The sequence below is a fragment of the Bradyrhizobium sp. AZCC 1588 genome, assembly GCF_036924735.1.
Taxonomy (GTDB): Bacteria; Pseudomonadota; Alphaproteobacteria; order Rhizobiales; family Xanthobacteraceae; genus Bradyrhizobium.
Window position 1 is genome coordinate 2,518,423 of sequence record NZ_JAZHSC010000001.1, and the last position, 11,915, is coordinate 2,530,337.

Genomic DNA, 11,915 nt, shown 5'->3' on the forward strand with positions numbered 1-11,915 from the left:
CAAAAACCCATCTGTCGAGACATCTCGACATATTCAATAATGGAATTGTTCTAGCCTGTCACCAGACCATTCGGTAAAAGTTTAAGATTCCGACTCGTTCGAAAGCAGGAAGCAATGCGCAAATCCATGCTGGCTGCCGCAAGTCACGCCAGCTTCGTCCCCACCGGCAGCCAACTGACCGAACCCCACGCCATCTCCGCGCTCGCTGCGCTGGCGCAGCCGACACGTCTTGCTATCTTCAAGCTGCTGATCAAACACGAGCCAGTTGGCATTACGGCAGGCGTGATCGCCGAAACGATCGGTGCACCGCACAATACGCTCTCCACGCACCTGGCCATTTTGGTGCGGGCGGGATTGCTGCGTGCGGCCCGGGATGGTCGCACCATCGTTTACCGCTCGGATGTCGAGGGAATGCAGTCGCTTCTCCAATTCCTGGTCAACGATTGCTGCAATGGTCATCCCGAGCTTTGCAACATGTTTGATGGACCGACTGAGGGCGCTTGCTGCGCGCCTTCACCAAGCAAGGCCACAGCCCGGAGGAAGCCAAAAAGGATGCAATCGGCGGCCCGCGCCCGAAAGAGGTAATCGCTGGATTTCAGGCGTCGGGCCTCGGCTTCACTTGGGAAAACAGGCGATAAAGCTCGCGCGATTCGATCTGCGCTTGCCCCCCAACGTCACCATAAAACTAGTATTATGGTTGCAATCTCTGTGCCTGAGCAGTATGAAGAGCCATGGACCGAGAGCTCGCCGCACGCTGCCTCGCCGAACTAGGCAACCTGACTCGTCTGGACATCTATCGGCTGCTCGTTCGCGCCGGCCCACCAGGGCTCAACATCAGCGAAATACAAACCCGTCTCGATCTGGCGGCATCGACTTTGGCCTTTCATCTGCGAGGCCTGGTTGCCGCAGGCCTCGTCGCTCAGGAAAAGATCGGGCGGCAGGTGATTTGCCGCGCCCAATATCATCGCATCGACTCCATCATCGAGTTCTTGCGGGAGCATTGTTGCGAAGGGTTTGCGGACGATTTGGCGGCAGAGGCCGCGCGCCGTGCGGGTTGACCTACCGCAGCAGGTCCGTTCGAAGCTGCCTACTATTCACTGCGGCTGGGTCATATTGGGGGCCGGCGCTTTCGGCTCCTTCATGACGGTGCCCGGCCAGACGGCGGGCGTCTCCGTTTTCTTCGATCCGATCACTACCGAACTCGGCATTTCACGCACGACGGCCTCGATCGCTTATGCCGCCGGTACGCTCGCAGGAATTCTGCCAGCGCCAGTGATCGGCCGCTGGATTGATCGGCAAGGACCACGGACCACTGCCACCCTCATCGCCGGTGGACTTGCTTTGGCCTGCGCATTCATGGCGTGCGTTCAGTCCGTGCTCATGCTGCTGATCGGCTTTGCATTCCTGCGTGGCGCTGCCATTGGCGGCCTCAGTCTCGTGAGTCAGCAAGTTGTCAATCTATGGTTTGTGCGACGGCGCGGCATCGCGGCTGCCGCCGCCAGTCTCGGGCTCGCGGCGGGATCAATGGTCTTTCCGCAAGGAATCGATTTCCTCATTTCGTCGTTCGGCTGGCGAGGCGCCTACCTTGCACTGGCCGGATTTGTCGCGCTGACCATGCTGCCCGTTGCCGCTCTGCTGTTTTGGGATCGCCCGGAGAAATTTGGCCTCAACCCGGATGCCGGCCTCGCACCGCCAGTGAAGGACGCGCGGCCGGAGCCGTCGTTTTCGCGGCAACAGGCGCTTCGCACGGGCGTATTTTGGCTGTTGTGCGCCGCCGGTTTCCTGACCAATGCGGTCGGCACGGCACTCTTGCTCAATCACTTCTCGATCATGCAGACCGCCGGAGTAGCCTACATCGATGCGCTGACACTGCTGGCGCTTGCTGGCGGCGTACAGGCTGTCGCTACCATTGGCACCGGATTTCTGGTGGATCGCTATGAACCACGACGTCTGGTTCCGCTGGCGATGGGCATGCTTGCGCTCGCGTCCGCCCTACCGGCGTTCGGCGGCGGCGTTGCGGTGAGCTGGCTCTACGCATTGAGCCTGGGTGGCGCATACGGTTCGCAGCAGGCGATCAACGCCGCCGGCTACGCACAGTATTTTGGCCGTGATCATCTGGGCGCAATCAGAGGAACTTCGTTTGTGTTCGGTGTCGCGGGTGCAGCATTGGGGCCCCTTCCCTTCGCTGCAAGTATCGACTGGACGGAAAGCTACGTAGCCGTGCTGACGATCTGCTGCGGGCTCTCCCTCATGTGCGGGGCGGCAGCTTTCGTCGTCAGTTGCCCGTCAGCGACGGCAAATACGATGGCGATTCCATCTCCGATGACCGAGCGAATGTCATGACGGCACAGGAAACAACCGTTGTGGCGGGCATCGAGATTCCCTCGACCGATCCTGTCTTTCTGACAGTCATTTTCAGATTGCATATCCCCCTTGGCCTTGCGTGTGTTGGTATTGGCGCCATCGCGATGTTGAGCGAGAAGCGTCGCGGCCGTCATTCGAAGTTAGGAACGATCTATTTCTGGTGTCTACTGGCGCTGTTCGCGTCTGCGACATTCCTGTCGCTTATGCGCTGGGACGAAAATTATCACTTGTTTATTCTTGGAGCGATGTCGTTCGCCTTCGCTTGGGGCGGGCGCGAAGCGCTCAGGCAGCGGTGGCGAGGCTGGGTTAAGCTCCACATCGCAGGCATGGGTATGTCGTATACCCTGATGGTTATTGCTTTTTACGTCGATAACGGAAAGCAACTGCCGATCTGGAAAGAATTGCCACATTTTATGTACTGGGCGATACCTCTCGCATTCGGCATACCGCTCATCATACGCGCGCTTCTTTGGCATCCGCTCGCGCGAGCGCGCATCGAGGTTTCCAGCTAATGTGGCCAGATGCGACACGCTTTGCTGACTATGCGCTCAGCCGCCCGATCTGTGCCGACGTTCAGCCTCAGCTACAGCAAGCGCCCCTGTTATTTTCCTGGATCGGCGGGCACGGCACTGTGCCGTATGAGCAGAAAACGCAGCAATCACCGGGAAGCGGCTGAAGCCTCTCTCCGCAGCCGCTGCAGTCGTAGAAGAACTGGCAGGCGTTCGTTGGCATGGTCTCGGTGGACTGATGTCCGCAGGCTGGGCAAGTCAGAGTTGATTGAAGCTCCATCGCGTGTCCCGCGCTTTCCGTAAAATGTGCCCCAACGTCTAGTTAGACGAGCGACCTTCAGCCGGACAGATTTCAAACCGAGGCACTACCCCCTAGCGCTCAGCGAGCGGCTTCGCCGGGGGAAAACAGGCGGTGAAGGTGGCGCCATTTTTCGGCACGCTTTCGATCAACAGCCGGCCGCGATGGCGGTTAAGAATGTGTTTCACCAAGGATAAACCGAGCCCGGTTCCACCCTGCGCGCGGCTGTCGCCGACATCGACGCGGTAGAAACGTTCGGTCAGCCGCGGCAGGTGTTCGGGCGCAATGCCCGGCCCGAAATCGCGGACCGTGACGCGCACTTCCGGCGCGCCCTCGCCCGAGGCGACCTGATTCAGCGAGACGATCACCCTCCCGCCGGAGGCGCCATATTTGAGCGCATTCTCGATCAGGTTCTCGAACAGCCGCAGCAGTTCCTCGCGATCGCCCGCAATCGCGACCGGCGCCTCCGGCAGGGCGATCTCGATCGCGACCTGGCGTTCCCTGGCCAACGGCTCCAGCCCGTCGGCGACCTGGCGAATGATCGGCACGATATCGACACAAGCTTCCGGGCGGACATGCGCCGACAGCTCGACCCGCGACAGCGACAGCAGGTCGTCGATCAGCCGCGCCATCCGCGTTGCCTGCGCATGCATGATGGAGAGAAAGCGCTCGCGCGCCTTGGCATCATCCCTGGCCGGGCCCTGCAGCGTATCGATGAAGCCCGACAAGGCGGCGAGCGGCGTGCGCAGCTCATGGCTGGCATTGGCGACAAAATCGGCGCGCATTTCCTCGACCCGCCGCAGCGGCGTCTGGTCGTGGAAGGTCATCAGCATGCATCGTTCGGTGCCGCCGAACAGCGTCGGCACCGGCACCGGGGTGATGACCAGTTCCATCCAGCGGTCGACCGGCACCTGATCGAGATAGTTGGCGCGGCGCGGCTCGCTGGTCGCGATCGCCTCGCGCAATGCGGTGATGATCTCGGGAGAGCGCAGCGCGAACTGGGCGAGTTCGTTCTTGCGCAGCGCTGGCGCGAGCTGGGCCGCCGCCGCATTGAGATGAATGACGCGGCCGGCGCGGTCGAGCAGCACGGCCGGGTCCGGCATGCCGGCAACGACCGCGCTGACGGCAGCAGATTCAACCGGACTGACGGCGCGGACATCCTCGCGGGAACCGGCGGTATCATGCAGCCGCCACGGCACCAGTGCTGCGGCGGCAATGCAGATGAAGACCGCTACCGCACGCGCCAGCGAGAGATCGGCCAACAGCACCAGCGCGCACAGCGCCAGCCCGGCGGCCAACAGGATGATGGCCGAATGCCGCAACCGGTCCGGCCACGGTGCAAAGAAGGAGGAGGAGTTCGAATCGTCTATCGCCATGGACGCAGGCTTTCCTTCCGCTATTCGCGAGGCGCCCGCCACATCATCAGGCGCCGGTGTCTCCACGCTCGCGCACATAGACGGGGGCCTCATGCCTCGGCTCGGGGTCGGCGGCAGACGCCAACTGGCGCAGGCGCTTCGATCGCGCGCCGATGATAATCTCCCGAAGCGTCAGCAAGATTACAGATATGACAAAAGGGCCGATATAATAGAGGACACGGAACAGCAGCATGCCGGCGAGCAGTTCCTCCCGGTCCATCTGCCAGAGGCCGACCAGCATGGCGGCATCGAAGACGCCGAGCCCGCCCGGCGAATGGCTGGCGAATCCCAACAGCGTGGCCGAGACGAAGATGACCGCGACGACGACAAAGCCGATATCGGGCTCGTCCGGCACCAGCATGTACATCGCCAGCGCACAGAAGCCGAGATCGACGATGCCGATGGCGATCTGCAGGAGCGTCAGCGGGCCGCCCGGCAGGGTGACCGTCCACGGTCCGCGGCCGACCCCGCGCGGCTGGGCCCAGACCCAGGCGACATAGCCGACCAGGGCGATGATGATTCCGAACGCCGCAACGCGGTTGAGCCAGGCCGGCAGTTGATCGATCGAGGCGGCGGCTTCCGGGTGGTAGGCGATGCCCAGTCCCAATACCGCGGCATTGCCGAGCCAGAAGGTGAGTCCGGCCAGGAAGCAGATCTTGGCGACGTCGATCGCGTTCAACCCCCAGGCCGAATAAATCCGGTAGCGCACCGCGCCGCCGGTGAAGACGCTGGCGCCGACATTGTGCCCGATCGAATAGGAGGTGAATGCAGCCAGCGCGTTGATGCGGTAGGGTATGTGGTGCTGGCCGATGGCGTGGACGGCGAACCAATCATAGAAGGTCAGCGTGAAATAGCCTGCTGCCACGAACAGGGCCGCCAGCGCGATCCGGCGCGGCTCGGTGCCCTTGATGGCGTCGATCACCTCGTTGGTGTCGATGCCGCGGAGCATGTGATAGAGCACGTAGCACGCAACGGCGATGACCGTGATGCTGATAAGGACCCCGAGCTTATGCAGGACCTGTTTCTGGCGCAGAAACGAAGTTGCCCTGCGTATTGCTTCCAGCATCTACACCTCGAATTGCGCTTCTGCGACGACGGCAATGGCGCGAACCCCGCCGCCGCTACGCGGCTCCCTTGCCCCTCTGGTAGCGCGTTTTGGGCCGAAGTGGAATTCGTCTGACGACAATAAAACGCGCTTCTTCAACATATTAGGCGAAGTTGATGACGGCGGTAGCACAGTTTTTCTGCATTCCCGCCGCCCGATGGGAGTTTCGGACCATAGCCGGGACCGGTCAACAACCCGTGACGATGACGGCGGTGATGCTGGCCGGCTCATGATGCAGTCAGGCCGGCGGCGCGGTGCGCGAGACCACCCAGTTGCGCAACAATGATCCGATCGCACAACCGCAGAGATAGAGTGCGAACATGATCAGGCCGAGATCGAGCCAGTAGCCGAAACGGCCGGGCACAATGCGAGCGAGCGCGGCTGCGACCAGCGCCGCGACCAAAGCCGAAAGCGCCCACCGCCATTTCCGCGAGATGCCTTCGCCGTGCTGAACCACGGATATCCAGCCCATGCCGAAGCCGAGCAGCACCGATGCCAGGAGCCAGCCCCAGTAGAATGTGGTCAGATAGGCCATGCTCACTTCACCACGAAATCGATACGGCGGTTCTGCGCCTTGCCCTGGTCGGTCTCGTTGCGCGCAATCGGCTGCGTCGAGCCGTAGCCGACCGCACTGAAGCGGTTGGCGGGTAATCCCGCCTTGACCAGATAGTCGGCGACCGCCTGCGCGCGCCTTTCGGACAGCGCCTGGTTGGCCGCCTCGTCGCCGTCGGTATCGGTATGTCCGGCGATTTCGATATTGGCGGCCGGACAGCGCAACGCGGTTTCGATCAGGCGATCGAGCAGACCGGCGGAATCGGCGACGATGTCGGCCTTGCCGGATTCGAAGCGGATCCGGGCCTTGCCGAGCAGCTCGGTAAACAATTGCTGGCAGACCGTCGCATCCACCGGCGCCGCGGCCGGCTTGACCGAGATTTCCGGCTTGAACTGCCAGCCCTGCGGAAAGTCCTTGCCGAGGCCGGCGCGGATCTGACTGGCGGCGGCTTCATAGAGCGCATCGCCCGACAGCTTCACCTCGCGGTCGGAGACGACGAGCGTACCGGTCGACAGCCGCGACAGCGCGCCGAGCGCTGGTACCACCGCGTTGGCGAAGCCTGCGGGCGCGCCGATGCTCGTCTTGAGGTTATCGACGACTTTTTCGCTGAAGAACTTGCGCCCCGCCGCCGCCACCAGCGCGGCGTGGACGTTGTTGTCGGGCACGTTGCCGGTCAGCGTCAGCGTTACCGCGACGGGATCCTTGTAGGCCTGGAAAATGTAAGGCGGTGCCTTGACCTCGTTGGCCGCGATCGAAAAGCCCTCGGGCAGATTTTTCAGCGCGGCGGCAATGGCTTCGCGGCCGCCGAGTTCGCGTGCCATGCCGGACAGGCTGACCGTGGTGTCCGACAGCGTGATCTTGCCGTCCTTCAGCTTGCCGATCTGGTCGATCAGCAACAGCGCGGCATTATCGAAACGAGGCGGCGCCCCGCGCGACAAATTCGTCCGGTCGACCACTTCGACGCCGCCGAGGCTGGCGCGAGCCGCCTCCATCAGCCGGCCCTTGCTCGCCGGCAGGGGCGAACTACCCGATAGCGTTACCCGGACGACGTCGCGTTCAGCCGACCAGACGAACGGCCTGGCTTCGGGAACGAGCCGGGTTTCGTCGTTAACCAAACGCACGCCCGGCACCGCTTCCACCGAAGCCACCGCACTCTGCCGGCCGTCTTCCGAGAATGCGTCTGCGGCCAGGGTCACGTCGCGGCCTTCGACCGAGATCCGCCGTTTATCGAGGATGGTGCCCTTGAGGGCTGCGGCCGAACGCTGCGCCAGATCGATTTCCAGCGGTTCGGTGCTCGTCCAGGCCGCGATAGCCCAACAGATGACCAACGGAATGACACCCGGCCACCATTTGCTACTCCACTTGAAAAGTCCGCGCATTCGAGTTCCCGCCGGGTCCGGAACGGAGAGAAAACAAACCCTTGCGGGGCTGTCAAACCCGAAATGTCGCAGGCGCGAAAGGAGACGGAAATCGGTCCGGCTAACAGTTTCTTCAGCCGTCTGTCGCTAGTTTCGTCCCCGTAATTAACCGGGCAGCCCTGCATCTCGATGAAACTGCTTCGCAACACCGTCATTCGGGCCGGGCTGGAAGCGCTGTACTTCTCCGGAGCGCACCACCTGCTGCGACCAATCTTCGCAGGAGTCGGCATCATTTTCATGCTGCACCACGTCCGTCCGCGCCGCGACGGCGAGTTTCAGCCCAATCATCATCTCGAAGTCGAGCCGGAGTTCTTGCGCGCGATGCTCGCGCATCTTCGCGCGCTCGACGTCGACATCGTCACCATGGACGAGGTGCGTCAGCGACTCCAGAAGCGGAATTTCGCGCGGCGCTTTGCCTGCTTCACCCTCGACGATGGCTATCGTGACAACCGCGATTACGCTTTGCCGGTGATGCGTGAGTTTGACGCGCCCCTCACCGTTTACGTCACGAGCGATTTCGTCGAAGGCACCGGAAGGTTGTGGTGGGTCGCGCTCGAAAAGGCGATCGCCAAGACTACCTCGATCGAAGTCCCGATCGGCGACACAGCAATCCGCCTCGATACCTCGACGCCGGCAGCCAAGCAGGCCGCCTTTGACCGCGTGCACGACTGGCTGCGTCGATTGCCGGGCGAGCACGACCTGCAGCGCGAAATCTCCGCGCTATGCACGCGCCATGACGTCGACGAGTCTCTCATCGCCCGCGATCTCTGTATGTCCTGGGAAGAATTGAAGGCGTTCGCGGACGATTCCTTGGTGACGATCGGCGCGCATACGATCACGCATTGCAATCTGGCGCGGCAGAGCGAAGAGACCGTTTGGCTCGAACTGACCGAAAGCCGCGCGCGGATCGAAGCTAAGTTGCAGCGGCCGGTGCTTCATCTCGCCTATCCCTATGGCGACCGGATCGCCGCGGGCCAGCGCGAATTCGCCCTGGCGAAGGCGGCGGGATTCAAGACGGCAGTCACGACGCGGCCGGGCATGATCTTCCCCGAAAGCGCCGGCCACCTCACGGCGCTGCAGCGGATCTCGCTGAACGGCAACTACCAGGACGAACGGATCATCCCCGTCCTGACCTCCGGCGCCGCCACCGCGATGTGGAACGGTTTTCGCCGCATCGACGCGGCGTAGTCCTTACTTCCCTTCTCCCCCTGTGGGAGAAGGTGGATCGTTGGCGCGAAGCGGCAGCGAGACGGATGAGGGGTTCTTTCCGCGGAGAGAACCCCTCATCCGGCGCTTCGCGCCACCTTCTCCCACAAGGGGAGAAGGAAGGACACACCTTTCTTGACTCGCTCTGCTCCCACGCCCAAAACCTCCGGCAAAGCAAATGGAGGAACGCAATGTCCAAGAATCTTTTCTCGCTCAACGGCCGCGTCGCGCTGGTGACAGGCGGCTCGCGCGGCATCGGCAAGATGATCGCGGCCGGATTTCTCGCGCAGGGCGCGGCGAAGGTTTACATCACCGCGCGCAAGGCAGGTCCCTGCGAGGCGACTGCCAAAGAACTCACCGCCGCCTATGACGGCGAATGCATCGCGCTGCCGATCGACATCTCGACGGTCGAAGGCTGCGAAAAGCTGGCTGGTGAAATCATCAAGCTCGAGCCGAAGCTCGACATCCTCGTCAACAATGCCGGCGCGGCGTGGGGCGCGGAATTCGACGAGTTTCCCGAAAGTGGCTGGGACAAGGTGATGAACCTCAACGTCAAGTCGCTGTTCTTCCTGACCAAGGCGCTGGCGAAACCGCTGCGCGCGGCGGCCTCGCCCGATCGTCCCGCCAAGGTGATCAACATCGCCTCCATCGACGGCATCTTCGTCAACCCGACGGAAACCTATTCCTATGCGGCAAGCAAGGCTGCGGTGATTCATCTGACGCGGCGCATGGCGGCCAAGCTGATCAAGGACAATATCAATGTCACCGCGATCGCGCCGGGCGCCTTCGCATCGGACATGAACCGCGCCGCGCGCGACCAGGCCGACGCGGTGGCAAAACGCGTTCCGGCGCGGCGCATCGGCACCGATGAGGACATGGCGGGTGTCGCGATCTATCTCGCCTCGCGCGCGGGGGATTATGTCGTCGGCAATACGATCGCGGTGGATGGCGGCGTGGTGTATGCCACGGCGGGAAGTGAGATTGCGGGGTAGGCGCCAACAGACCAGCAGCGATCATACCCCGCGAAGGCGGGGTATCCAGTACGGCGCGGCCTCAATTGGTTGCCACAGTGTTTCTGCAATTAAAGTCGGAGTTTACTGGATCACCCGCTTTCGCGGGTGATGACAGCTTGCATGGAAGGCGCGACTTTCGTGCCCTCACGGCTCGTCCTTATCATATTCGACATCAGCCTTCGGCGCGTTGGGCAGTTCGCGCTCCAGCGCTTCGCGATAGCGCACGCAGCCGCGCAGGAATTTCGGCCAAGGCGGGACAGCCACTTCGGGCGTGACGCGCTCGGGCAACAGGCCCCAGAGATTGGGATGATGCCAGCACAGGTCGTGACCGGTGCTGTCGCGGTGCGCGCGGATGCCTGCTCTGAGGCGCTTCACCTCCGCGACCAATTGGTCGCGGCTTAGTTGTTCGAGGTCGCGGTCGGGGTCCATGTTACTGCTCCCCGATTGCGGGGATTAGAGCGGGATGACTTTTCTTCGAAATGTCATCCCCCTCCATCTCTTTGATTTGAGCATGATCTTTTCGGAAAACCGGTTTCCACTTTTCCGGATCATGCTTCAGGTTTCGATCTTCACGTACTCGAAATCGCCGGGCTTGTTGTCGATGCCGACTTTCGGCGGCGAGATCCAGGAGGCGTACTGGCCGGCTTCGGTGACCGGCTTCATCAGCGAGGCGATGAAGTCGCCGTCCTGCGACGAAGGCAACCATTCGCCCTTGCGTTGGTTCCAGGTGGCGTCGTCGATCAGGACGCCGTCGGGCGTCGCATGGACGTCCTTGAACTCGCCGATCTGGCGGTGGAACGCGACGTTCGGCAGGGTCAGCTTGTACTGATAGCCCGCAGTCGAGATCACCTTGTTCCAGCGCAGCATGCCCTTGACGCAATCTTGCGTGTAGTCGTCGCGCAGCCGCATGTTGAGCGCGGTCAGCGCCGGCTCGTCGACCCGCTTGATCACGCCGTCGATCAGCTTGAGTACCGGATAGGTGGCGTTCTTGAGCTGGTGGTCGTCGTCGATCTGGGTTTCCTTGTAACGGCCCTTGATGCCGGCATTGAAGGCATTCGCCGCGTTGGTCGAGACTTCCGAACCAAAGAGATCGAGCGACAGCGAATAGTGCAGGTTCAGCTTCTTCTGGATGGTCGGCAGGTCAATCACGCCGAGCGCGCGGACCTTGGTGACATCGGTCGGATCGGTGATGCCGGCCGCCTTCATCGCCTCGCAGGTGCGCTGCACGACGCGGCTGATGCCGGTCTCGCCGACGAACATGTGATGCGCCTCTTCGGTCAGCATGAAGCGGCAGGTGCGCGACAGCGGATCGAAGCCGGATTGCGCGAGCGAGTGCAACTGCATCTTGCCGTCGCGGTCGGTGAAATAGGTGAACATGAAGAACGACAGCCAGTCCGGCGTCGCCTCATTGAAGGCACCGAGCATGCGCGGGGAATCCGCGTCGCCCGAGCGGCGACGCAACAAATCGTCGGCCTCCTCGCGGCCGTCGCGGCCGAAATATTTCTGCAGGAGATAGACCATCGCCCAGAGATGGCGGCCTTCCTCGACATTGACCTGGAACAGGTTGCGCAGGTCGTAGAGCGAGGGCGCGGTCTTGCCGAGATGGCGCTGCTGCTCGACGGAGGCAGGCTCAGTGTCGCCCTGGATCACGATCAGGCGGCGCAGCGTGGCGCGATGTTCGCCGGGGACCTCCTGCCAGGCCGGCTTGCCGTAGTTTTCGCCGAAGGGAATGACGCGGTTCTCTTCCTGGGGAGCAAGAAGGATACCCCAGCGATATTCCGGCATCTTGACGTAGTCGAACTTGGCCCAACCGCGCGGATCGACCGAATAGGCGGTGCGCAGGTAAACCAGCGACTGCTGAAAACCTTCCGGCCCCATGTCGCCCCACCAGTCCATGTAACCGGGATGCCAGCCCTCCAGCGCCTTCAGCACTTGGCGGTCTTCGCTGAGATTCACGTTGTTGGGGATTTTGGTCGAATAGTCGACGTTCATGTAATTCATTGGGGCCTCCCGTGGTTCGGTCTCGTGTCCCGG

13 protein-coding genes are annotated in these 11,915 nt (G+C 62.3%); 6 read left to right on the top strand and 7 right to left on the bottom strand.

What is annotated here, in order from left to right; genetic code table 11:
* Window positions 1–114 precede the first annotated feature (114 nt).
* The 4 genes from V1277_RS11795 to V1277_RS11810 all read left to right on the top strand — a co-directional run bounded on the left by V1277_RS11795 (window position 115) and on the right by V1277_RS11810 (window position 2,876).
* A complete protein-coding gene (locus V1277_RS11795) occupies window positions 115–585 on the top strand; it encodes an ArsR/SmtB family transcription factor (RefSeq protein WP_334416294.1) in 471 nt (156 codons plus the stop codon).
* 146 nt (window positions 586–731) lie between these two features.
* A complete protein-coding gene (locus V1277_RS11800; protein ID WP_334416295.1) occupies window positions 732–1,058 on the top strand; it encodes an ArsR/SmtB family transcription factor in 327 nt (108 codons plus the stop codon).
* An 82-nt stretch (window positions 1,059–1,140) separates the two neighbouring features.
* Window positions 1,141–2,343 carry an MFS transporter gene (locus V1277_RS11805; RefSeq protein ID WP_334416296.1) on the top strand — a complete coding sequence of 401 codons (1,203 nt, stop codon included), beginning with the start codon at window positions 1,141–1,143 and terminating at the stop codon, window positions 2,341–2,343.
* Window positions 2,340–2,876, top strand: a complete 537-nt coding sequence (locus V1277_RS11810; protein ID WP_334416297.1) for a hypothetical protein — start codon at window positions 2,340–2,342, stop codon at window positions 2,874–2,876. The genes V1277_RS11805 and V1277_RS11810 overlap by 4 nt, the downstream gene beginning before the upstream one ends.
* Window positions 2,877–2,943: 67 nt before the next feature.
* Here V1277_RS11810 and V1277_RS11815 read toward each other — a convergent pair whose 3' ends face one another.
* The 5 genes from V1277_RS11815 to V1277_RS11835 form a co-directional block, all read right to left on the bottom strand.
* The gene (locus V1277_RS11815; protein ID WP_334416298.1) at window positions 2,944–3,153 is read right to left on the bottom strand and encodes a GDCCVxC domain-containing (seleno)protein; all 210 of its coding nucleotides are present in this window, start codon (window positions 3,151–3,153) and stop codon (window positions 2,944–2,946) included.
* Window positions 3,154–3,245: 92 nt separating this feature from the next.
* Window positions 3,246–4,547 (bottom strand): ATP-binding protein, encoded by a 1,302-nt coding sequence (locus V1277_RS11820; protein WP_334416299.1) that lies wholly within the window; start codon window positions 4,545–4,547, stop codon window positions 3,246–3,248.
* Between the two features lie 46 nt (window positions 4,548–4,593).
* Window positions 4,594–5,652, bottom strand: a complete 1,059-nt coding sequence (locus tag V1277_RS11825) for a lysylphosphatidylglycerol synthase domain-containing protein (RefSeq protein WP_334372337.1) — start codon at window positions 5,650–5,652, stop codon at window positions 4,594–4,596.
* Window positions 5,653–5,929: 277 nt separating this feature from the next.
* The gene (locus V1277_RS11830) at window positions 5,930–6,226 is read right to left on the bottom strand and encodes a hypothetical protein (protein ID WP_334372336.1); all 297 of its coding nucleotides are present in this window, start codon (window positions 6,224–6,226) and stop codon (window positions 5,930–5,932) included.
* A gap of 2 nt (window positions 6,227–6,228) precedes the next feature.
* The gene (locus V1277_RS11835) at window positions 6,229–7,623 is read right to left on the bottom strand and encodes an OmpA family protein (RefSeq protein WP_334416300.1); all 1,395 of its coding nucleotides are present in this window, start codon (window positions 7,621–7,623) and stop codon (window positions 6,229–6,231) included.
* A gap of 168 nt (window positions 7,624–7,791) precedes the next feature.
* On the opposite strand from V1277_RS11835, the gene V1277_RS11840 reads away from it, so the two are divergent.
* Both V1277_RS11840 and V1277_RS11845 read left to right on the top strand, forming a co-directional pair.
* Entirely contained in the window at window positions 7,792–8,850 is a 1,059-nt protein-coding gene (locus V1277_RS11840) for a polysaccharide deacetylase family protein (protein ID WP_334416301.1), read from the top strand.
* Window positions 8,851–9,059: 209 nt separating this feature from the next.
* On the top strand, window positions 9,060–9,860 hold the full coding sequence (locus tag V1277_RS11845; protein WP_334416302.1) for an SDR family oxidoreductase: 801 nt from the start codon (window positions 9,060–9,062) through the stop codon (window positions 9,858–9,860).
* 165 nt (window positions 9,861–10,025) lie between these two features.
* Here V1277_RS11845 and V1277_RS11850 read toward each other — a convergent pair whose 3' ends face one another.
* Both V1277_RS11850 and boxB read right to left on the bottom strand, forming a co-directional pair.
* Window positions 10,026–10,310, bottom strand: coding sequence for a hypothetical protein (locus V1277_RS11850; RefSeq protein ID WP_334416303.1), 285 nt, complete (start codon window positions 10,308–10,310; stop codon window positions 10,026–10,028).
* A gap of 126 nt (window positions 10,311–10,436) precedes the next feature.
* Window positions 10,437–11,873: a benzoyl-CoA 2,3-epoxidase subunit BoxB gene (boxB, locus tag V1277_RS11855; protein WP_334420342.1), complete on the bottom strand. Its 1,437-nt coding sequence runs from the start codon at window positions 11,871–11,873 to the stop codon at window positions 10,437–10,439.
* Between the last annotated feature and the right edge of the window lie 42 nt (window positions 11,874–11,915).